The organism is Xanthomonas sp. AM6 (genome assembly GCF_025665335.1).
Taxonomy (GTDB): domain Bacteria; phylum Pseudomonadota; class Gammaproteobacteria; order Xanthomonadales; family Xanthomonadaceae; genus Xanthomonas_A.
On record NZ_CP106869.1, the window covers coordinates 1,051,018 to 1,071,613 of the forward strand.

The window sequence follows — 20,596 nt, forward strand, 5'->3', positions numbered from 1 at the left end:
TCTTCGCCACGTTTTCCAAGGAGTCCGCCATGCAGCAACCGTCGCGTTCGCGCCGCACGTTCCTCAAGGAGTCGGCGCTGGTCGCCACGGCCGGCTTCGGCGCGCCGTGGCTGGCGCAGGCCGCGCCAGGCGCAGCGCAGGCGGCCGACGCCGACCTGGCGCCGGTGCTGATCAACGCCAACGAGTACCCGGGCGGCCCGTCGCCGGCCGCGCAGCGCGCGATCGCCGCGATCGCGCCCAGCGGCGGCCGCTACCTGGGCGAGCTGCAGCTGGAATTGCTGCAGACCCTCGCCGACCAGCTCGGCGTGGGACTGGATCACCTGATGGCCTACGCCGGTTCCACCGAGCCGCTGGACTACGCCATGCTGGCGTTCACCTCGCCCGGCGCGTCGCTGGTCACCGCCGATCCCACCTTCGAGTCCGGCTGGCGCGCCGCCGCGCGCAACGGCGCCAAGGTGATCAAGGTCCCGCTGCGCAAGGACGATGCGCACGACGTGCAGGCGATGTGCGCCGCCGACGCCAATGCCGGCGTGATCTACATCTGCAACCCGAACAACCCGACCGGTTCGGTGACGCCGCGCAAGGACCTGGACTACGCGCTGGCGCACAAGCCCAAGGGCAGCGTGCTGGTGGTCGACGAGGCGTACCTGCATTTCTCCGACAGCGCCGGCAGCATGGTCGATCGCGTCGCCGCCGGCGACGACGTGATCGTGCTGCGCACCTTCTCCAAGCTCTACGGCATGGCCGGCATCCGCCTGGGCTATGCGGTGGCGCGGCCGGAGCTGCTGGCCAGGCTGAAGTTCTACAGCGTCAACAGCCTGCCGGTGACCGCGGTCGCCGCCGGCCTGGCCAGCCTGCGCGACCCGACGCTGGTGCCGCAGCGGCGCGCGCTCAACAGCGCCATCCGCAACGACGTGGTGCGCTGGCTCGCCGCGCAGGGCCATGCGTGCACCGCCTCGGAAAGCAATTGTTTCATGGTCGACGTGAAGCGCCCGGCGAAGGAATTCATGGACGCGATGGCGACGTATGGCGTGTTCGTCGGCCGCAGCTGGGCGCTGTGGCCGAACCGTTCGCGCATCACCGTCGGCACCGCGGCGGAGATGGCGCGGTTCAAGCGCGCGTTCGCGCAGGTGGCGGCCGGCAAGCGCGGGCCGCTGCCGGTACCCGCGCCGAGGATGGCGCTGCACGATCCGCTGCACGGATTTTTCCGCAACGCCTAAGCGTGTTCCGCACTGCCGGGCAGGGCCAACCGGCGCCGTCGTACCCACGCGCGGCCGCGCGTCGCCCGGGCGCCGCCGCCTGTGCATTTGCGCGGTCCACGCATGCGCAAGGCGGCGCGGTCCGCTCGGGATGGACGCCAACGTCGGGCCCGCGATGTTGCAGTGCAAGAGCGATCGTCGTTGACAAACATTTGCGCAAAGGCAGACAGTCGTGGCGGCGCCGCCGCCGTTATTGCGCAGCGCATGCTGGCGACGTCGCTCGCATGTGCCGTCCCCATCGTCCAAGGAGTCCGTCTTGAAAGCGAAGTTCCTGTCTCCCCTGCTGGTCCTCGCCGCGCTCGCGTTCGCGCCGGCGGCCTGGGCCAAGACCTGCGCGGTGACCATCACCGGCACCGACCAGATGTCCTTCGACCAGACCCAGATCAAGGTCGCCGCCGACTGCACCGAAGTGGCGCTGACGCTCAAGCACAGCGGCAAGCTCGCCGCCGCGGTGATGGGCCACAACTGGGTGCTGACCAAGACCCCGGACTTCCAGGCGGTGGCCAATGCCGGCACCAGTTCCAGCCTGGCCGACAACTACCTGCCCAAGAGCGACGCGCGGATCATCGCGCATACCAAGGTGATCGGCGCGGGCCAGTCGGATACGGTCAAGTTCTCCACCGCCAAGCTCACCAAGGGCGGCGACTACACCTTCTTCTGTTCGTTCCCGGGGCACTGGGCGATGATGAAGGGCAAGTTCGTGTTCGGCTGAGCCGCGCGCGCGGGTTGCGACCGGCAACCCTGCCGCGGATGCTTCCGAACGTGATGGCGCCGCAGGCGTCGGCCCGTTTCGGCGCCTACTCCCCTGTAGGAGCGACGCCAGTCGCGACGGGCGTTCCCGCTAAAGCCCGTCGCGACTGACGTCGTTCCTACAGGGCCGCGCCGGCTCTTGCCGGTCGCGATGCCGCACTCAGTCCAGCGCCGGATCCGGCGGCGCCGCGCGCTGCAGCAGGCCGCGTTGCAGCGCGCTGGCCAGCGCCGCCTCGCGCGTGCCGGCTTCGAGCTTGCGGTACAGGTTCTTCAGGTGGAACTTGACCGTGTTCTCCGACAGCGCCAGGCGCCGCGCGATCTGCTTGTTCGCGTCGCCCTGCGCCAGCAGCGCCAGCACTTCCAGTTCGCGTTCGCTGAACAGTTCGGCGCCGCTGTCCTGGTCGTGGCGCAGCTTGTCGAGCAGCGTCTGGATGGTCATCGCCAGCGTGGTGTTCGGCGCGGCCTGCGGATCCTGCTGGCGCGCCATGCGCAGCAGCGCCTTGCCCGGTACCCCCAGTTCCAGCAGGCATTGCCAGGCCTGGGTGCTGGCCACGTGCTGCAGCGAATGGCGCAGGTAGGGCAGGGCGGCGGCGGATTCGCCGCGGTCGTGCAGCACCAGTGCGATGCGCGCGCGCGCCCGCGCCAGCTGCACCAGGTTGTCGGCCGCCATGCAGGCCGCCTCGACGCCTTGCAACACCGCCAGCGCGGCGCGGGTGCGTCCGCCCAGGCGATGCCAGCGCGCCAGGGCGAAGCCGAGCGCGGCGAGGAAGCGCCAATCCTGCGGCTGGTCCAGCGCGTGTGCGAACCGCGCCTCGCCGCCTGCGCGCGCGACCAGCACGTCGATCGCCGGCGAGGGCGGCTGGTCGAGCAGCACGTGCAGCCGCCAGGCCAGCGCCAGGTCGGCGAGCCGGCCCAGATGCCGCGCATGCGCGATGCGGTCGATGTGGTCGAGCAGGTCCAGCGCGGCGCGGCCGCTGCGGTCGTGCTGCCGCGCCAGCACCAGCGCGGTCTCGTAGCCGGCGGCGTATACGTCCAGCCAGCCGTCGTGCTGTTCGAGGAAGCCCAGCGCCGGCTGCAGGCAGTCGGCGGCCTCGTCGTAGCGGCCGTGCTCGCATTGCAGTTGCGCCAGCAGGCATTGACCCACCGCCTGCAAGGTGGGATCGAGCTGCTGCTGGCGCTGGGCGATGGCCAGCGCCTGCCGGCAGGTGGCCTCGGCCCGTTCCAGCCGGCCGCGGTAGTAGTGGCTCTGCGCCAGATGGATCAGCGCATAGCTGGCGCCGACCTCGCTGCCGCTGGCCTGCATCGCGGTGCCGGCCAGCTGCGCATAGCGTTCGGCGCCGGCGAAATCGGCGCGGCCCAGCGCGGTGGTGGCGCAGATGCACCACAGCGTGCCGCGGCCCAGGCTGTCGTCCTCGTCCAGCGCCGCCGCCTGCGCGGCGATCTGCGCCAGCCCGCGCGGGTTGGCGCATATCTGGTCGAGCAGGTCGCGCAGCAACGCGACGACCACCGTGTAGTCGCGCTCGAACGGCGCGCGCACGTGTTCGGGAAAATCGCGGAAGCGTTCCAGCAAGGTCTGCGCGTGGGCGAACTCGCCCAGCTTCATGTGCAGGTAGGCCTGGGTCAGGTTCAACGCCGGCCGTTCGCCGATGCTGCTGCGCGGGAAGCGGCGCAGCAGCGCGCGGATCGGCGCGGTGCCGTGGCGCAGCAGCAATTGCCAGGTGCCTGCGCGGGCGATGCAATCGGCGGCGCTGTCGATCGCGCCGCCGCGCACCGCATGCCGCACCGCTTCGGGCAATTGCCCATGCGCGTCGAACCACTGCGCGGCGCGCCGGTGCAGCTGCGGCGCCAGCCCGGGCGTATCGCGCTCCAGCTGCTGATGGAGGTAGTCGGCAAACAGCGGATGGAAGCGGAACCATTCGTGCTCGCCGTCCAGCGCCACCAGCAGGCCCTGGAAGTGCGCCAGGCGCTCCAGCAGGCGGCCGCTGTCGTCGCGCTCGCGTACCGCGTCGGCGAGCGCGGCGTTGAACCGTTCCAGCGGCGAGAGTTGCAGCAGGAACGCGCGCAGCGCCGGATCCAGGTCGTTGAGCACCTGTTCGGCCAGATACGCCGCCAGTTCGGCGGTGCGTCCGGAGAAACGGCCCAGGTCGTCGCGGCGGCGTTCGTCGCCGCCCAGCCACAGCCCGGCCAGCTGCAGCGCGACCGCCCAGCCCTCGGTCTGCCGGCGCAACTGGTGGGCCATCGCCGCCGGTACCTGCGGCCCCAGCAGCGCCAGCGTCTCCGCCTCGTCCAGCGCCAGTTCGCGCGCGCCGATGCGTTCCAGCTGGCCTTGCAGCGCCCAGCGCGCCAGCGGCAGCGCCGGTGCGCGCCGCGTCGCCAGCAGCAGGTGCAGCTGGCCGCCGGCATGTTCGACCAGCCGCGTCACTGCCTCGTCGAGCGCGCTGGCGTGGCCGCGGTCGTAATCGTCGAGGATCACCAGCAGGCGCTTCGGCGCGGCGCGGATCGCGCGGATCAGGCCGGGCAGGGTGGACCCCACGTCCAGGTCCTGGCCCTGCTGCTGCAGCGCGGCCTGCAGCGGCGCGCCGAGCTCGATCCCGGCGCCGCGCGCGGCCATCGCCAGGTAGGCGAGGAAACGCCCGGGATCGGCGTCGTCCTCGTCCAGCGACAGCCACGCCACCGCGGCGTCGCCGCGCTCGCGCAGGCGCTGGTGCCATTGCCCCAGCAAGGTGGTCTTGCCGAATCCCGGCGGCGCCAGCAGCAGCGTCAGCGGCAGGTCGGCGGCGCGGTCCAGGCGCTGCAGCAATGCTTCGCGCGCCACCGCGGCCACGCGCGAGCGCGGCGGCGCCAGTTTGTCGGCCAGCACCCAGTCGGGCACGGCAGGGCTGTCGTGCACGGAGGGCAGGGAACGCGGATTCAACAGCGTGACAGGCTTGAGCATGTCGCCACGGGTGTCTGCAGCGGTCGCCCTCGCGCCCTCTGGCGGCTCGGGTGACGGGACGGAAGCGACGCATGCCGGTTCGCCGCGCAGATCGCGGAAAGCCGTGTGCCGCGCCGATTCCACGGGCCCCCGCCCTGATGCCGTCCGTTGGCGTTGAACGTTGAACTTATGACACCGCCGCGACAAAAGCAAAGTCGCGACCGGGTGCTCAGTTTTCGTTCAGCTGGCGGCGACCACGGCGAATGCCTCGCGCGCCGCGGCCAGCGTGGCCTCCAGCACGCCGTCGTCGTGGGCGCTGGACAGGAAGCCGGCCTCGTACGCCGACGGCGCCAGGAACACGCCGCGCTCCAGCATGGCGTGGAAGAAGCGGTTGAACGCTGCGGTATCGCAGGCGGTGGCCTGGGCGTAGGTCTCGACCTTCTGCGTGGTGAAGAACAGGCCAAACATCGCCCCGACCTGGTTGGTGGTGACCGCCACGCCGGCGGCGGCAGCGGCCTGCTCCAGCCCCGCGCACAGCGCGGCGGTGGCGGCGTCCAGCCGCTGGTGGAAGTTCGGCGCCTGCACAAGCTCCAGCATCGCCAGGCCGGCGGCCATCGCCACCGGGTTGCCGCTGAGCGTGCCGGCCTGGTAGATCGGCCCGGACGGGGCGATCTGCCGCATCAGCTCGGCGCGGCCGCCGTAGGCGCCGACCGGCATGCCGCCGCCGATGATCTTGCCGAAGGTGGTCAGGTCCGGGACCACGCCGTAGTGCGCCTGCGCGCCGCCCAGCGCCACGCGGAAGCCGGTCATCACCTCGTCGAAGATCAGCAGCGCGCCGTGGCGCGTGCACAGCGCGCGCAGGTGCTGCAGGTAGCCTGCGCGCGGCGGGATGCAGTTGGCGTTGCCGACCACCGGTTCGATGATCACCGCGGCGATCTCGCTGCCGATCTCGTCGAACAGCGCGGTGGCGCCGTCGAAGTCGTTGTAGCTCAGGGTGGCGGTCAGTTCGCTCAGGCCGGCCGGCACGCCCGGCGAGGTCGGCACGCCCAGGGTCAGCATGCCGCTGCCGGCCTTGACCAGGAACGAGTCGCCGTGGCCGTGGTAGCAGCCTTCGAACTTGACGATGCGGCTGCGCCCGGTGGCGCCGCGCGCCAGGCGCACCGCCGACAGCGTGGCCTCGGTACCGGAGTTGACCATGCGCACCATCTCGCAGGAGGGCACCAGACGGGTGATGGTGTCGGCCATCGTCACCTCGGCCGGACACGGCGCGCCGAACGACAGGCCGTCGCCGATCGCGCGCTGCACCGCCTCGCGCACCGCCGGGTGGTTGTGCCCGGCGATCATCGGGCCCCACGAACCGACGTAGTCGATGTAGCGGTTGCCGTCCACGTCGTACAGGTAGGGGCCGTCGGCGCGCTGCACGAAGAACGGTTCGCCGCCCACCGACTTGAAGGCGCGCACCGGCGAATTGACGCCGCCGGGGATCAGCGACTGCGCCTGGCTGAAGAGGGCATGGGAGCGGGAGTGGTTCATGGGCGGGCGGATCCTTGGCGATGCTGGCCGGGCCGGTTGGCCGAGCGCGGAGCGGTGTCGCCTATTGTCGCGGCTGCTGCCTGCATGCGCCATGTCGCCTGCCCGGCGGCGCACCTACCCGCCAGCCGGGCACCTACCCGTCGCGGCCGGCTTCGCCGCGTGATCGGCTGCCTACTATCGAAGCGTCCAGGGGGCGCATGACCTGATCGCCAATGGTGATTGGGCATGCAACGGGCGCAGTTTCCATAGTGTTCGCGGGGGGTCGCCATTGGCGTTGCGCCTGCATTGTTTTCGTTGGGTTGCCAACGATTTTCATCTTCGGGGGAAGAGAGAGCATGAATCGAACGATCCGCAAGAGCGCTTTGGCGCTCGCGCTGGCGCTTGCCGCCGGCAATGGCTATGCACAGTCCACCACCGGCAGCATTGCCGGCAGCGTCGCCGATGGCGCCGACAAGACCGTGCTGGTGGAGAACAACAGCGGGTTCAGTCGCGAGGTGCCGGTGGACGCGCGTGGCCGCTATCAGGCCGGCAACCTGCCGCTGGGCACTTACAAGGTGACGGTCAAACGCGACGGTGCGGTGGTGCAGACCCGCGAGAACGTCAGCATCACCGTCGGCGCGAGTACTGAAGTGTCGTTCTCTGCGGCCGGTGTGCAGACCCTGGAAGGAGTCACCGTGAACGCGTCGGGGTTGTCGCCGATCGACGTGAGCAGCGTGGACACGCGCACCGTGATCACCGCCGAACAACTGCAGCAACTGCCGTTGGGTCGCACCGCCGAAGCCATCGCGCTGTTGGCGCCCGGCGTGGTCGTCAACAGCGGCGGCTTCGACAACGGCCCGCTCGGCGGCTCGCTACCCAGTTTCGGCGGATCGGCGGCCAGCGAGAACGCCTACTATCTCAACGGCTTCAACACCACCACCGCCAGCAACAGCCTGGGCGGACTGACCCTGCCATATGGCGCCATCGATCAGCAGGAAATCTTCACCGGCGGCTACGGCGCACAGTACGGCCGCTCCAACGGCGGGGTGATCAACCAGATCGGCAAGCGCGGCAGCAACGAATGGAAGTTCGGCGCGGCGGTGATCTGGGAGCCGAACGGCCTCAAGGCCAACCAGCGCGATCTGTACTGGCGTCCCGACAGCCAGGGCAGCAGCGTGAACAACGCCGCCTACCGGTACGCACGCTCGGCCAACGGCCTGTACCAGCCGCAGAGCGAGGCCGAAGCCAGCCAGACCACGTACAGCGCCTACATCGGCGGCCCCATCGTCCAGGACAAGCTGTTCTTCTTCCTGGCCGCGGAGAAGGTGGATTCCGACGGCGTGCGCACGGTCTCCAATCGCGATTCGGACAACGGCCGCACCGGCGGCCTGACCGACTACGACTACGAACAGAAGCGCTGGTACGCCAAGCTGGACTGGTACATCACCGACAACCATCTGCTGGAGGTGACCGGCGCCAGCGACGAAGCCGAAACCCAAGGCTCCATCTACCGCTACGACTACGTCAATCGCGAGCGCGGCAGCTACCTCACCGACGAGTCCACGTGGAAGACCGGGCCGACGCTGTTTTCCGGAAAATACACCGGCTATTTCGGCGACAACATCACCGTGACCGCGCTGTACGGGAAGATGAAGACCCCGGACGAACTGACCCCGTACAACTACGACGCCGGCAACGGGCCGGTGATCATCAGCGCGGCGCTGCAGAATCCCGCCTATGTCGGCGGCGCGCCGATCATCGGCCGGCAGCTGGTCACCTCGGTGAGTTCGCCGGACCGCGAATACGAGAAGGACAACCAGCGGCTGAACCTGGAATGGCGCGTGGGCAAGCACACGCTCAACTTCGGCATCGACAACCAGAAGTCCAAGGGCACGGACGTGGGGTCGATCCTGTCGGGCCCCGGCTATTCGTGGACGTACGGCCAGACCAGCGATCCGCTCGGCCTGCAGACCGGCGGCCTGGTGAGCCAGTCGGCGAACGAGGCCGGCGGCGTCGGCGCGCCGAGTCCGGGCCTGGTGGATCCGGTCTACGGGGCGCAGGGCTACTACGTCATCCGTACCGTCAACACCAGCCTCTATTCCTACGAAGCCAAGCAGCGCGCGTACTACATCGAAGACAAATGGCAGGTCACCGACAACCTGCTGCTCAGCCTGGGGCTGCGCAAGGACGAGTTCACCAACTACACCCCGTTCGGCGCCGCCTACATCGATGTCGACGATGCCTGGGCGCCGCGCCTGGGCTTCAGCTGGGACGTCAACGGCGATTCCAGCCTGAAGGTGTTCGGCAGCATCGGCCGCTACTATCTCGGCCTGCCTTTGTCGCCGGTCGGGTTGTTCACGCCGGCGATCAACACCGACACCTACTTCACCTACAGCGGCGTCAATGCCGATGGCACGCCGGTCCTCGCCCAGCAGCTGGGCTCTGCGGTATCGGCCAACTCGCGCTTCGGCCGCGTCGCCGACGTGCGCACGGCGGTGGCCAAGGACATCGAGGGCGAGAACCAGGACGAGATCATCCTGGGCTTCACCAAGCAGTTGGAGAGCGGCTGGGTGTTCGGGTTCCGCGGCACCCATCGCCGCCTGAACGCCGGTATCGACGACCAGAACTACGACGTCTCCAACACCGCGTTGATCGAGGCCGCCGCCGCCCAGGGCGTCACCATCGACTGGTCGAAGGTCTCCGGCGCGGCGCTGATCAATCCCGGGCAGACCAACACCTGGGGCGTGATCGGCACCGACGGGCAATTCCATGAGGTGTCGGTGAGCCGCCAGGCGGCGGGTTTCCCGGAGTTCAAGCGCAACTATTCGGCGCTGGAATTCAATCTGGAGCGTCCGTTCGACGGCAAGTGGTATGCGAAGGCCAACTACGTGTGGTCGCACAGCTACGGCACCACCGAAGGCCAGGTGCGCTCGGACCTGTGGCGCACCGGCGGCGCGCTGGGCAGCTACCAGGGCCAGGCCTCGGTCTCCACCACGCAGAGCTGGGACCACGCGGCGTTGATGGAGCACTTCAACGGCGATCAATCCAACGATCACCGCCATCAGCTGAAGCTGCTGGGCTTCTACCAGTTCACCCCGCAGTGGGGCGCATCGGCCAATTTCAGCCTGATCTCGGGCGCGCCGCGCAACTGCCTGGGCAACTACTACGGCGACAACTATCCCGGCAGGGACCCGGCCGGATATGGCGGCAGCGCGATCACCGGTGGTCCTTATCACTTCTGCTACAACGCCCAAACCGGTACCGGCGAACCATCGCCTCCGGGTTCGCAGGGGCGCCTGGGCTGGATCGCCCAGCTCGACCTGGGCGTGACCTACAAGCCTGCGTTCGCCAGCGGCAAGCTGGCGTTGCGATTGGACGTGTTCAACGTGACCAACGAGCAGACCGCGACCAACATCTATCCGTTCTCGCAGCTTCCCGACAACAGCACGAACCCGCTGTGGGACCAGGTGGTGGCGTATCAAGCGCCGCGCTCGGGCCGGGTCACGCTCAGCTACGACTTCTGACCCACGCCCCGGCCCGCCGCGCGGCGGGCCGGCCATTCCCCGGCGAAGGCACCGGCGTGGACCGCCGATGCCCGCTGCGTACGAGCCGATATCCGATGGCCAAGCTCCGTCCTTTCCTGCTGTTGTTGTGCCTGGCCTGTTGCTGCGGCGACCTGCCGGCCGCCGACGGGCTGTCGCGCGCGCGTGCGCTGCATGAGCGCTTCCCGGTGCTGGACACGCACCTGGATACGCCGGCCAATCTCGCGCGCCCGGGCTGGAACATCCTCGACCACCACCACTACGACGAAGACGGCACCCAGGTCGACTATCCGCGCATGCGCGAAGGCGGCCTGGACGGCGGCTTCTGGGTGATCTACACCGCGCAGGGCGAACGCACCGAAGCGGGCAACCGCCAGGCGCGCGACTTCGGCCTGCAACGCCTGGCGCAGATCCGCGAGATGGTCGCCGCCTACCCGGACACGTTCGAACTGGCCACCACGCCCGGGGACGCGGCCAGGATCAAGGCCGCCGGCAGGCGCTCGGTCTACATCAGCATCGAGAACGCCTCGCCGCTGGCCGCCGATCCGACGCTGCTGAGCGCCTACTACCGGCTCGGCGTGCGCATGCTCGGGCTGGTGCATACCAGCAACAACGACTTCGCCGATTCCTCCACCGACAGCAAGGGGCCGCAGTGGCATGGGCTCAGCCCGAAGGGCAGGGCGCTGGTGGCGCAGGCCAACCGCCTGGGCATCGTGCTCGACCAGTCGCACGCCTCCGACGCGGTGTTCGACCAACTGCTGGAACTGTCCACCGCCCCCATCATCCTGTCGCACACCGCCTCCGGCGAGCTCAATGCGCATCCGCGCAACATCGACGACGCACGCATCCGGAAGCTGGCGGCCAAGGGCGGCGTGATCCAGGTCAATTCGCTGTCCGGCTACCTGATCCCGGGCAACCGCGATCCGGCCTACGGCGAGGCACTGCGCGCGCTGTTCGCCGGCTACGGCGGGCGCCAGGCGATCAAGCCCGAGCAGTACCGCGAGGTGATGGCCAAGCGCAAGGCGCTGGACGCCGAGTACGGCGTCGCGCGTGCCACCTTCGACGACTACATGAAGCACATCCTGCACATCCTCGAGGTCGCCGGTCCCGACCACGTCGGCCTGGGCGCGGACTGGGACGGCGGTGGCGGCGTGGCCGGACTGGAGGACGTCTCGCAACTGCCGCGCATCACCGAGCGCCTGCTGCAGGCCGGCTACAGCGAACGGCAGATCGCCAACATCTGGGGCGGCAACCTGCTGCGGCTGCTCGAGCGGGTGCAGGCGCAGGCCGATCCGGCCGCGATCGCCGAACTGAAGTGAACCGGCAGGGCCGCCGGCGCAGTGGGCGCGGATCCGACGAGCGAGGGGCGCGCACACCGTGCGCGGCAGATGCGACCGAACCGATGGCATGAGGTCGCGAGGTGCTTTCAAGTAGCGTCATTCCAAGGTGGCGTTGCCCCTTGGGCGCCTCGCAAGCCGTGGCCCGCCACTAGCGCAGCGCGGGCCTTGCGGCTCGGATTCCGTCGGGGCTGACTGCAAGCGATTTGGCAAGGACTCACGCGCTTGGCCTCAGCGCCGTCTCCCCGTGTGAGCGATGCTGGGTGCCTCCGGCCATCGGTCGCGATCAGCGCCGCGGCGCGCGCTCCGGCGCCCGACAGCATCGGCGCCGATGACCGAGCCAGTCCGGAACCTCGGGCGAATTCGCCCGGCCGCCCGGTGCGCGCTGCAGGGGCGGCCGCGGGTGGCTCGCCCAGCCCTGGCGACGGCCGCGGCCGCGTGGCGCTTGCCGCTGTCGTGGCAGCGAAGTTCCGTGGACACCGGTTAGCGCAGTTCCGGAAAGCACGCGCGATACGCTCGCAGCGCAGCGAGCGGGTCGGGCGCGGAGCAGACGCCGCTGATGACCGCGAGCAGGTCGGCACCGGCGGCGATCGCCGGGCCGCAGTTGTCCGGGGTCAATCCGCCGATGGCCACGCGCGGCACGCCCAGGTCCGCGGCGGCGGCCAGCAGCGCCGGCGTGGCCCGCGCGGTGGTGGCCTTGCTGAGGCTGGGGAAGAACGCGCCGAAGGCGACATAGCTGGCGCCGGCGGCGACCGCGGCCCGGGCCAGCGCCAGGTCCGCATAGCATGACGCGCCGATCAGCGCATCGGGGCCGAGCGCCGCGCGCGCGGCGGCCAGGTCGCCGTCGTCCTCGCCCAGGTGCACGCCGGCGGCGCCGACCGCCTGCGCCAGGGCCACGTCATCGTTGACGATCAGCGGCACCCCGGCCTGCGCGCACAGCGCCTGCAGCGCCGTCGCCTGGGCCAGGCGTTGCGCCGCGCCGGCGCGCTTGTTGCGGTACTGCAGCCAGGTCACGCCCTGGTCCAGCAGCGGCGCCACACGCGCCAGCAGGCGCGCGCCGTCGGCCTCGTCGGGCGTGATCAGGTAGACGCCGCGGGGCGGCGATGCTGCGTTCATGGTGAGCCTTCCGGTGCGCGGGCGGGGGTGGGACAATGCCGCTCCGTCCCGCCTCCAGGCCCGCGATTATCCGATGAGCGACGCTACCGCCACCACCTACCGCACCTGGATGTGCGTCGTCTGCGGCTTCATCTACAAGGAAATCGACGGCCTGCCGGAAGAGGGCATCGCCCCCGGCACCCGCTGGGAAGACGTGCCCGACACCTGGACCTGCCCGGACTGCGGGGTGACCAAGGACGATTTCGAGATGGTCGAGATGGAGTGAGGCCGGGATTGGGGAGTCGGGATTGGGGATTCGCAAAAGCGGCTTCGGCGCTTATCCGGTGATCGCTGCGATCTGCAGGCGGGCCTCCGCTCGACGCCTACCCACTACCCAGTAAAGCGCCGGAGCTGAAACCCCGCGTGTAGCGACCTGCGCCACGCATGCGCCCCGCTTTTGCGAATCCCCAATTCCGACTCCCCAATCCCCGCCTCAATGCATGCGCTGCGCCCGCGCGCTGAGTTCCACCAGGCGTTCGCGGATCGGCAGCACGTCGTTGGCTTCCGGGTTCAGTTGCAGGTAGCGGCCCAGGTCGCGGCGGGCGCCGGGGACGTAGTCCATCTGCAGGTAGGCCAGGCCGCGGTCGCGCAGGGCTTCGGGCTGGTCGGGCATCAGCTTCAGCACGCGGTCGGCGCTGCGCGCGGCGCGGTCCCATTCGTCGCGTTCGGCGTAGACCCCGTGCAGGTTGCGCAGCACCCGGGTCAGGATCGCGCGGTGCGGCGCCGGGTCGAGGATCTGCAGCAGCGCGCGGTCGTCCGGGGTCTCCCCGCCCAGGTGCGGGCGCGCGCGTTCGCGCAGTTCCTCCACCGCCAGCGGGCGGCCGCCGTTGAACGGGTCCATCACCAGCAGGCCGTCGTCCACCGGCAGGCGCACCAGGAAATGCCCGGGGAAGGACACGCCGTCGAGCGGGATGTCCAGCCGCCGCGCCACTTCCATCTGCACCAGCGCCAGCGAGATCGGGTTGCCCAGGCGGCGCTCGAACACCTGGTTCATGTAGCTGTTGCGCGGGTCGTAGTATTCGTCGTGGTTGCCGCTGTAGCCGAGTTCCTCGAACAGGTGGCGGTTGATCGCGGCCATCTTCAACGGCCATGGCTCGATCATCGCCACCTCGTGGCGCAGGTGCTCGGCGTGGTTCTGCGCCAGCGTGTCGTAGTGCTCGGCATCCAGTTCCGGATACTCGTCGCGGGCGATCAGCAGCGCGGTGGCCAGCAGCGGCAGCGCGTCGTCGTCCAGCGCGGCCAGGGTATTCCAGCTCGGCAATGTCAGTCGGTGCGCCATGGCCCAAGACTGGCCGCAAAGTGCGACGCGATCAAGTCCGGGGATTCCCGACAGCGGTGTCGGGTTCAGCGCCGCAGCGGCGTCGGATTTCCCGACGCCGGCACGGTTCAGCGGGGCTTGGGGATGCCCGGGCCGAACGTCAGTTCGGCGCCGTTCTGCAGCTTGATCTGCTCGGCCTGGCCGGCATTGAGTTCCAGCACGTAGCGCGCCGGCGCGTTGCTCGGGTAGGGCGGGCAGGCGTTGCCGGCCGAGCACGGCGGCACGTCGCGCTGCTGCGCCACCAGCTTGCGCTGGCTGTCGAAGTACAGGATGTCCAGCGCGATCTTGGTGTTCTTCATCCAGTACGCCTGCGGTTCCTCGCGGTCGTGGATGAACAGCATGCCGTGGTCGGCGTCCATCTGGTCGCGGAACATCAGCCCGCGCGCGCGGGTCGCGTCGTCCTGGGCCAGCTCGACCTGGTAGCGGTGCCCGGCCAGTTCCACCCAGTCGCCGCCGGCGCTGGCGCAGCCGCTGAGGGTCAGCAGGACGAGGACGAACAGGGCGCGGAACAGGGACATGGCGGTGCCGGGAAGGTGGGATCAGCGCGCACCTTGTTGCATGGTGCGTGGCGAGTCAAGGGAGCCGGGATTGGGATTGGGGATTGGCAACAGCGGGGGGCTGCGGCCTGAAGGATTCGGCTTTTGCCAATCCCCAATCCCGAATCTCCGATCCCGCCGCGCGTCACAGGACGCGCGGGGGCTCGCCGCCGACGATCACCACGTCGGCCGGGCGGCGCGCGAACAGGCCGACGCAGACCACGCCGGGGATCTGGTTCAGTTCGCGCTCCAGCGCCACCGGGTCGGTGATGGACAGGTGGTGCACGTCCAGCACCACGTTGCCGTTGTCGGTGACCACGCCGTCGCGCCACACCGGCTGGCCGCCGGTGCGCGCCAGGATCTCGCGCGCGACCAGGCTGCGCGCCATCGGGATCACCTCGATCGGCAGCGGGAACGCGCCCAGGGTCTGCACCTGCTTGCTCGGGTCGATGATGCAGACGAAGCGTTCGCTGGCCTCGGCGATGATCTTCTCGCGGGTCAGCGCGGCGCCGCCGCCCTTGATCAGGCAGCGGTTCGGGTCGCATTCGTCGGCACCATCCACGTACAGCGAAAGATTGCCGGTGTGGTTCAGCTCCAGCACCTCGATGCCGTGCTGGCGCAGGCGCGCGGTGCTCTGCTCGGAACTGGACACCGCCCCCTTGATGCGGTGGCCGATGCGGCCCAGCGCGTCGATGAAGTAGGCTACGGTGGAACCGGTGCCGACACCGACGATCATGCCGTCCTCGACGTAGTCGATGGCTTTCTCGGCGGCCAGGCGTTTGCTTTCGGACATGGGGAGCTCGGGATTCGTGATTGGGGATTGGGGATTCGTCAAAAGCGGCAGACGGGGCTGGGCAGGGACGAATCCCAGATCCCCAATCCCGAATCCCGGCTACTCAAGCGCCAACAGCAGCTTCCACTGCGCGGCGGTGACCGGGAACACCGACAGGCGGTTGCCGCGCGCGGTCAGCGCGAAGCCTTCGCCGAGCGCGTCGGCGTGCTGCTTGATCTCGTCCAGCGCGATGGTGCGCGCGAGCTTGCGCTCGAAGGCCACGTCCACCAGGTACCAGCGCGGCTGTTCGCGGGTGGCCTTGGGGTCGTGGTAGTCGGACTTGGGATCGAACTGGGTGACGTCCGGGTACGCGTCGCTGGCCACCGTGGCGGTGCCGACGATGCCCGGCACCTTGCAGTTGGAGTGGTAGAACAGGATGCCGTCGCCGACCTTCATGCCGTCGCGCATGAAGTTGCGCGCCTGGTAGTTGCGCACCCCGTTCCAGGGTTCGGTGCCGACCCGCTGCAGGTCGTCGATCGAGAAGGCGTCCGGTTCGGACTTCATCAGCCAGTAGCGCTTGCGTGCGGTCATGCGGGAGGATCGGTCGCGGTCAGGAGGGTGAGGGAGTCGGTGCAGACCGCGTCCAGCGCCACGTCCCAGGCGGCGACCGGCAGCGCCGCGACCTGCTGCACCGCGAACGCGGCGCCGACCAGCCAGGGCGGAGGCGCGTGCCGCTGGCGAAACGCGAAGCTGCGATCATACCAGCCGCCGCCCATGCCCAGGCGCCCGCCGCTGGCGTCGAAGCCGACCAGCGGCGCCACCACCAGCGCCATCTGCTCCGGCGCCAGCGTCGCCTCGGCGGCGACGTCGGGTTCGGGAATGCCGTAGCGGTTGGCGACCAGCGGCTGCCCCGGGCGCCACGGCGCGAAGCGCAGGGTCGTGCCGCTGAGCACCGGCAGGCAGTACTGCAGCGTGGCCGGCAGGCGCAGCTGCCAGCGGTGCAGCGCGATCTCGCCGTCCATCGCCCAGTAGCCGGCGACGTGTCCGTGCTGCGGCGCGAACGGCAGGTCCAGCAGGCGCTGCGCCAGGGCGTCGGCGGCGGCCAGGCGCTCGGCCGCGGGGAGCGCGCGGCGGCGCGCGCGCAGTTGCTGGCGCAGGAGGTCGCGATCGTCGGGGAGCATCGGGCGGTCGTGGCGGAAGACGGCGCTATTGTCGGCGTCCGCGCGCGCACTGCCTAGGGCATGCCGCAGGCGCGAGCGATCGCGACGCTGCGGCGGCGTCGCGGGCCGCCGCGTCAGGCGTAGATCGCCACCGTCTGCCGGCCCGACAGCACCAGTTGCCCGGCCTGGTCCCAGATCTGCATGTCCTGCAGCGAGTAGCCGTCGGCGGCGTGCCGGCTGGCCGAGCGCAGCAGGAACCAGTCGCCGGCCGCCGCCGGCTGCGGGAAATCCAGGGTCCAGGTCATCGAGCTGACCGGCGCCGGTTCGGTGAAGCAGGCCATCGCCGCCGGCGGCAGGCAGTCGCCGAGCGCGACCAGGGCCACGCCGGGATCCACGCCGCTGGCGTCGCGGTGGCGCGCCCACACCAGCAGCTCCGGGGTGGCGGCGCCGGACACCGGCAGCGCGCCGCCGGCCAGGCGCATCTCGAAGTTGGCCACGAACGCCGGGGTGGCGGCGCTGTCGGCGATCGGCGCGGCAGCATCGGGCGCGCATACCGCTGGCCGCGCCGGCAGGAAGTCGTGGGCGATGCGGCTGGGCCGCGGCTGCGCGAACAGCAGCGCCGCCCGCAACGCGACCTGCTCGCCGGCCAGGCAGTCGACCGCGACCGAGGTGGCGGACTTGCCCTGGCGCAGCAGGCGCGCGTCGAAGCGCAGGGCGTCGTCGGTCGGGCCGACGAACCAGACGTGCGCCGACTTCAGCGGCGGCAGCGCGGACGGCGCCGCGCGCAACGCGGCCTGCAGCGCCAGCGCCGCGGACAGGCCGCCGAAGGCGGTGCGTCCCTGCCGCCAGCTGGCGGGGACGTCGAACCCGGCGGCCGGGTCGAAGCGGTCGACGAGTTGGGCGAGCGAGGGCATGCGGCGTCTCCTGGGTGGGGGCGACAGTATCCCAGGGTTGGCGCGGCGGCTGGCTGGTGCGTTGCCGGGTGCGGCGCGGAAGATACGCTGCGGCGCGAGGGTGACGCCTCCCACCGGGTCGGCGTACGCAGACGCACAATACGCAGACGCACAAAAGGAAACGGCGCCTTGCGGCGCCGTTTCCGGGATATTGCATTCTCCGCCATGACGATGCGTGCGAAACGACCTTGAACCCGGGGTTCAAGTGGGATAGCTGGGGAACCATCGGGCTTCCCGCTACGAGGCGGACCTGCACACCCGATTCCGTCGCCATCCCGTGGTCGTAATTAAGGGACAAGGCGAATGTTTGCACACGCTGTCGTTCACAGCAGAGAACGCAAGCGAAGTATAGCGCCGTCGCCGCGCTTGGCTAGTCCGTTCGTCGGTCGCGCGGTACGGCGCAATTCACGTTGATGATCGAAATGCGATGCGCGGATCAGCGCGCCGTATCGACCACGCCGTCGAGGCGGCGATTGAGATCGGCGAGCGTGCGCGTCATCTCATGATCGCGCCGCGCCTGCTCGTCGCGCAGCTGTTGCAGTTCGTGCGCCAGGTTCAGCGCGGCCAGCACCGCGACCCGGTCCACCGCCGCCATGCGGTTGCTGCCGCGCACCTCGCGCATCTTGGCGTCGAGCAGGCGCGCGGCGGCGAGCAGGCTGTCGCGCTCCTCGGGCTCGACGCCGACGGTGTATTCGCGATCGAGGATGCGGACGCTGACCGGTTCGCTCACGTGTGCTGCTCCAGCGACTTGAGCCGGGTGATCATGGCCTCGACCCGCGAGCGCGCCTGCTCGTTCTTGGTCAGCAGCTGCGAGCGCTCGCCGATCAGCTGCTCCTGCTGCTGGCGCAGGCTGCGGTTTTCGTCGGCCAGGCGCTGGCAGCGCTCGACCAGCGTTTCCACGCGTGCGCCGAGGGCGCGAAGCTGGGCGAGGGTGTCGGGGGTGTCCATGGCGCTCACGATAGGCATGCGCCCGAGCGGCGGTCAAGACGCCGCGCAGCGGCGCGACGGCCGCCGCTCAGGCGGGCAGCCGCAGCGGCTGCCGCAGCAACTGCAGGCATACGTCCGGTTCCAGCGCCGGCGCGACCAGGTGGCCCTGGATCTCGTCGCAGCCGTGCTCGCGCAGGAACGCCAGCTGGCCGGGCTGCTCGACCCCTTCGGCGACCACTTTCAGCGCCAGCGAATGGCCCATCGCGATGATGGTGCTGGTGATCGCCTCGTCGTCCGGGTCGCGGGTCAGGTCGCCGATGAATTCCTGGTCGATCTTCAGGGTGTTGATCGGCAGCCGCTTCAGGTAGGCCAGCGACGAGTAGCCGGTGCCGAAGTCGTCGATCGCCAGGGCCAGGCCCAGCGCGCGGCAGGCGTGCAGGGTGGCGGCGTTCTTGCCGACCTGCGACATCACCACGCTCTCGGTGAGTTCCAGCTCGACGCTGGCCGCCGGCACCCCGGTCTCGGCCAGGATCCGCGCCATCAGCGCCGGCAGGTCGCCGCGCTCGAGCTGGATCGCCGACACGTTGACCGACATGCACAGCTCGGTCAGGCCCAGCTCGCGCCAGCCGCGCAGGGTGGTGCAGGCCTGGCGCAGCACCCATTCGCCGATCTCCAGGATCAGCCCGGTCTCCTCGGCCAGGGGAATGAACTGGCTCGGCGAGACCGGGCCGAAATCGGCGCTGTGCCAGCGCAGCAGCGCTTCCACGCCGACCACGCGCTGCTCGCGCAGCGAATAGCGCGGCTGGTAGACCAGCTTCAGTTCCTGGTCGAGCGGGATCTTGCGCAGGGTGCTGGCCAGGGTGGCGCGGTGGCGGGTGGCCTCGTCCATGCGCGCCGAGTACACCTGGATGTTGCGGCGGCCGGCGGCCTTGGCCTGGTACATCGCGGTGTCGGCGTGCTTGAGCAGTTCGCTGGGCAGCAGCGCGTGCTGCGGGAACAGCGAGATGCCGATCGAGGAGGAGATCGCCACCTCGCGGCGGTCGTCCAGCTGCAGCGGCGCATCGAACGCGGTCAGCACGCGCGCGGCGACGGCCTCGGCCTGGGCCTGGCCGGCGACGTCCTCCACCACCACGGTGAACTCGTCGCCGGCCAGGCGCGCGACCGTGTGCTGCGGGCCCACCGCCTGCTGCAGGCGCTCGGCGACCGCGCGCAGCACCCGGTCGCCGATCGCGTGGCCGAGCGAATCGTTGATGTCCTTGAACCGGTCCAGGTCCAGGAACAGTACCGCCACCGAGCTGCCCTGGCGCCGCGCCCGCACGATCGCGCGCGCCAGCCGCTCGGACAGCAGCGCGCGGTTGGGCAGGCTGGTCAGCGTGTCGTAGTTGGCCAGGTAGCGCAGTTCCTGCTCGGCGCGCTTCTGGTCGGTGATGTCCTCCAGCACCACCACGTGGAAGCTGTGGCGGCCGTCGGCGTCGACCAGCGTGTTGCGGCGCATGTGGCAGAGGATCTCCTGGCCGTCCTTGCGCCGTTTCCAGGCTTCGCCGCGCCAGTGCCGGCCATGGTCGAAGGCGGGCGGGGCGGACACGTCCGGCGCATGGTCCAGCAGCGCCATCGGCTGGCCCAGCACTTCGCGCTCGCTGTAGCCGGTGATGCGGGTGAAGGCCGGGTTGACCGAAATGAAGCGGGACTCTTCGTCCAGCACCGCGACCGCCTCGCTCATGCTGCGCAGCACTTCGCTGGCGATGCGCCGCTCCAGGTCGGCCTGGCGGTGCGAGGTGATGTCGCGCGCGGTGCCGGCGAGCCGTCGCGGCTTGCCGTCGGCGCCGTAGTCGACCACGCGGCCGCGGACCCGCGCCCACAGCCACACGCCGTCGCCGGCCAGGTCCACCCGGTACTCGGCCACGTAGACCGGGGTCAGCCCCTGCAGGTGCTCGCGCAGGATGCGTTCGGCCTGCGGCACGTCGTCGGGGTGGATGCGCAGCGGGTCGTCCTCGCGGATCACCATGGTGATCTCCTGCGCATGCGGCGCCGCTTCGTCGGCACGCATCCGGCGCAGCTTGCGCTGCTGCAGGTCGTAGTCCCAGAAGTGCTCGCCGGAGGCCCACAGCGCCAGTTGCAGGTGACGGTCGCGTTGCTGCAGCTGCTGCTGGCGTTGCAGTTGCTGCTGCATGCGCCGCCGCCAGTGCACGGCCTGCAGCACGGCCACCACCGTGGCCACGGCCAGGACCGCGGCGGCGGCGGCCCAGCCCCAACGCCAGTCGCCGCCGGCATACCCCGTGATTCCCGCAGCGACGTGCTCGATCGACATGGCGGGAAGAGGGCTTCGAACAGGAAAGGGTGGTGGAGTGTAGGCGCCGGTCGGAAGCCTCCACAAGCAGCGCTGCGCATGCGGATTGCTACACTGCGCAGTCCCCGCTCCACCGCTGCGCCCCGACCCGGCGGCCGGCGCCCAACAGGCCTT

At 70.2% G+C, this 20,596-nt stretch carries 17 protein-coding genes and 1 other RNA gene; 5 read left to right on the forward strand and 13 right to left on the reverse strand.

Features of this window, described 5'->3' with window-relative positions:
• The first annotated feature begins 29 nt into the window (after positions 1-29).
• Both OCJ37_RS04330 and azu read left to right on the forward strand, forming a co-directional pair.
• Complete coding sequence (locus tag OCJ37_RS04330; RefSeq protein WP_263112469.1) at positions 30-1,220, forward strand: pyridoxal phosphate-dependent aminotransferase; 1,191 nt, start codon at positions 30-32, stop codon at positions 1,218-1,220.
• Between the two features lie 295 nt (positions 1,221-1,515).
• On the forward strand, positions 1,516-1,971 hold the full coding sequence (gene azu, locus OCJ37_RS04335) for an azurin (protein ID WP_317633214.1): 456 nt from the start codon (positions 1,516-1,518) through the stop codon (positions 1,969-1,971).
• Between the two features lie 198 nt (positions 1,972-2,169).
• On the opposite strand, the gene OCJ37_RS04340 is transcribed toward azu, so the two are convergent.
• Positions 2,170-4,944 (reverse strand): winged helix-turn-helix domain-containing protein, encoded by a 2,775-nt coding sequence (locus OCJ37_RS04340; protein WP_263112470.1) that lies wholly within the window; start codon positions 4,942-4,944, stop codon positions 2,170-2,172.
• Between the two features lie 219 nt (positions 4,945-5,163).
• A complete protein-coding gene (gene hemL / locus OCJ37_RS04345) occupies positions 5,164-6,456 on the reverse strand; it encodes a glutamate-1-semialdehyde 2,1-aminomutase (RefSeq protein ID WP_263112471.1) in 1,293 nt (430 codons plus the stop codon).
• 335 nt (positions 6,457-6,791) lie between these two features.
• On the opposite strand from hemL, the gene OCJ37_RS04350 reads away from it, so the two are divergent.
• Complete coding sequence (locus OCJ37_RS04350; RefSeq protein ID WP_263112472.1) at positions 6,792-9,959, forward strand: TonB-dependent receptor; 3,168 nt, start codon at positions 6,792-6,794, stop codon at positions 9,957-9,959.
• Positions 9,960-10,054: 95 nt separating this feature from the next.
• Complete coding sequence (locus tag OCJ37_RS04355; protein ID WP_263112473.1) at positions 10,055-11,296, forward strand: dipeptidase; 1,242 nt, start codon at positions 10,055-10,057, stop codon at positions 11,294-11,296.
• A 501-nt stretch (positions 11,297-11,797) separates the two neighbouring features.
• On the opposite strand, the gene thiE is transcribed toward OCJ37_RS04355, so the two are convergent.
• Complete coding sequence (thiE, locus tag OCJ37_RS04360; RefSeq protein ID WP_263112474.1) at positions 11,798-12,430, reverse strand: thiamine phosphate synthase; 633 nt, start codon at positions 12,428-12,430, stop codon at positions 11,798-11,800.
• Between thiE and OCJ37_RS04365 the strand changes: the two genes are divergently transcribed.
• Entirely contained in the window at positions 12,429-12,695 is a 267-nt protein-coding gene (locus OCJ37_RS04365; protein WP_263112475.1) for a rubredoxin, read from the forward strand. The two genes, thiE and OCJ37_RS04365, sit on opposite strands and share 2 nt — an antisense overlap.
• A 207-nt stretch (positions 12,696-12,902) precedes the next feature.
• On the opposite strand, the gene OCJ37_RS04370 is transcribed toward OCJ37_RS04365, so the two are convergent.
• The 10 genes from OCJ37_RS04370 to OCJ37_RS04415 all read right to left on the reverse strand — a co-directional run bounded on the left by OCJ37_RS04370 (position 12,903) and on the right by OCJ37_RS04415 (position 20,443).
• A complete protein-coding gene (locus OCJ37_RS04370; RefSeq protein WP_263112476.1) occupies positions 12,903-13,748 on the reverse strand; it encodes a SirB1 family protein in 846 nt (281 codons plus the stop codon).
• Positions 13,749-13,855: 107 nt separating this feature from the next.
• A complete protein-coding gene (locus tag OCJ37_RS04375) occupies positions 13,856-14,305 on the reverse strand; it encodes a DUF192 domain-containing protein (protein ID WP_263112477.1) in 450 nt (149 codons plus the stop codon).
• Positions 14,306-14,468: 163 nt separating this feature from the next.
• Positions 14,469-15,116 (reverse strand): ribose-5-phosphate isomerase RpiA, encoded by a 648-nt coding sequence (rpiA, locus tag OCJ37_RS04380; protein ID WP_263112478.1) that lies wholly within the window; start codon positions 15,114-15,116, stop codon positions 14,469-14,471.
• Between the two features lie 99 nt (positions 15,117-15,215).
• Entirely contained in the window at positions 15,216-15,686 is a 471-nt protein-coding gene (locus OCJ37_RS04385; RefSeq protein ID WP_263112479.1) for an EVE domain-containing protein, read from the reverse strand.
• Positions 15,683-16,276 (reverse strand): 5-formyltetrahydrofolate cyclo-ligase, encoded by a 594-nt coding sequence (locus OCJ37_RS04390; protein WP_263112480.1) that lies wholly within the window; start codon positions 16,274-16,276, stop codon positions 15,683-15,685. The genes OCJ37_RS04385 and OCJ37_RS04390 overlap by 4 nt, the downstream gene beginning before the upstream one ends.
• A 113-nt stretch (positions 16,277-16,389) precedes the next feature.
• Positions 16,390-17,169, reverse strand: a complete 780-nt coding sequence (locus tag OCJ37_RS04395; RefSeq protein ID WP_263112481.1) for a thioesterase family protein — start codon at positions 17,167-17,169, stop codon at positions 16,390-16,392.
• 192 nt (positions 17,170-17,361) lie between these two features.
• A non-coding RNA gene (ssrS, locus tag OCJ37_RS04400) (6S RNA) lies at positions 17,362-17,546 on the reverse strand.
• Between the two features lie 98 nt (positions 17,547-17,644).
• Positions 17,645-17,938, reverse strand: a complete 294-nt coding sequence (locus tag OCJ37_RS04405) for a cell division protein ZapA (RefSeq protein ID WP_263112482.1) — start codon at positions 17,936-17,938, stop codon at positions 17,645-17,647.
• Positions 17,935-18,156, reverse strand: coding sequence for a TIGR02449 family protein (locus OCJ37_RS04410; protein WP_263112483.1), 222 nt, complete (start codon positions 18,154-18,156; stop codon positions 17,935-17,937). The genes OCJ37_RS04405 and OCJ37_RS04410 overlap by 4 nt, the downstream gene beginning before the upstream one ends.
• Before the next feature lie 67 nt (positions 18,157-18,223).
• Entirely contained in the window at positions 18,224-20,443 is a 2,220-nt protein-coding gene (locus OCJ37_RS04415; RefSeq protein WP_263112484.1) for a putative bifunctional diguanylate cyclase/phosphodiesterase, read from the reverse strand.
• Between the last annotated feature and the right edge of the window lie 153 nt (positions 20,444-20,596).

What these genes read in the sequence shown, in the direction of transcription:
- OCJ37_RS04330 (WP_263112469.1), top strand. Translation starts at nt 30, where the DNA reads ATGCAGCAACCGTCGCGTTCGCGCCGCACGTTCCTCAAGGAGTCGGCG.
- OCJ37_RS04375 (WP_263112477.1), bottom strand. Translation starts at nt 14,305, where the DNA reads ATGTCCCTGTTCCGCGCCCTGTTCGTCCTCGTCCTGCTGACCCTCAGC.
- rpiA (WP_263112478.1), bottom strand. Translation starts at nt 15,116, where the DNA reads ATGTCCGAAAGCAAACGCCTGGCCGCCGAGAAAGCCATCGACTACGTC.
- OCJ37_RS04355 (WP_263112473.1), top strand. Translation starts at nt 10,055, where the DNA reads ATGGCCAAGCTCCGTCCTTTCCTGCTGTTGTTGTGCCTGGCCTGTTGC.
- OCJ37_RS04415 (WP_263112484.1), bottom strand. Translation starts at nt 20,443, where the DNA reads ATGTCGATCGAGCACGTCGCTGCGGGAATCACGGGGTATGCCGGCGGC.
- OCJ37_RS04340 (WP_263112470.1), bottom strand. Translation starts at nt 4,944, where the DNA reads ATGCTCAAGCCTGTCACGCTGTTGAATCCGCGTTCCCTGCCCTCCGTG.
- hemL (WP_263112471.1), bottom strand. Translation starts at nt 6,456, where the DNA reads ATGAACCACTCCCGCTCCCATGCCCTCTTCAGCCAGGCGCAGTCGCTG.
- OCJ37_RS04370 (WP_263112476.1), bottom strand. Translation starts at nt 13,748, where the DNA reads ATGGCGCACCGACTGACATTGCCGAGCTGGAATACCCTGGCCGCGCTG.
- OCJ37_RS04395 (WP_263112481.1), bottom strand. Translation starts at nt 17,169, where the DNA reads ATGCCCTCGCTCGCCCAACTCGTCGACCGCTTCGACCCGGCCGCCGGG.
- thiE (WP_263112474.1), bottom strand. Translation starts at nt 12,430, where the DNA reads ATGAACGCAGCATCGCCGCCCCGCGGCGTCTACCTGATCACGCCCGAC.
- OCJ37_RS04385 (WP_263112479.1), bottom strand. Translation starts at nt 15,686, where the DNA reads ATGACCGCACGCAAGCGCTACTGGCTGATGAAGTCCGAACCGGACGCC.
- OCJ37_RS04350 (WP_263112472.1), top strand. Translation starts at nt 6,792, where the DNA reads ATGAATCGAACGATCCGCAAGAGCGCTTTGGCGCTCGCGCTGGCGCTT.
- OCJ37_RS04410 (WP_263112483.1), bottom strand. Translation starts at nt 18,156, where the DNA reads ATGGACACCCCCGACACCCTCGCCCAGCTTCGCGCCCTCGGCGCACGC.
- OCJ37_RS04390 (WP_263112480.1), bottom strand. Translation starts at nt 16,276, where the DNA reads ATGCTCCCCGACGATCGCGACCTCCTGCGCCAGCAACTGCGCGCGCGC.
- OCJ37_RS04365 (WP_263112475.1), top strand. Translation starts at nt 12,429, where the DNA reads ATGGTGAGCCTTCCGGTGCGCGGGCGGGGGTGGGACAATGCCGCTCCG.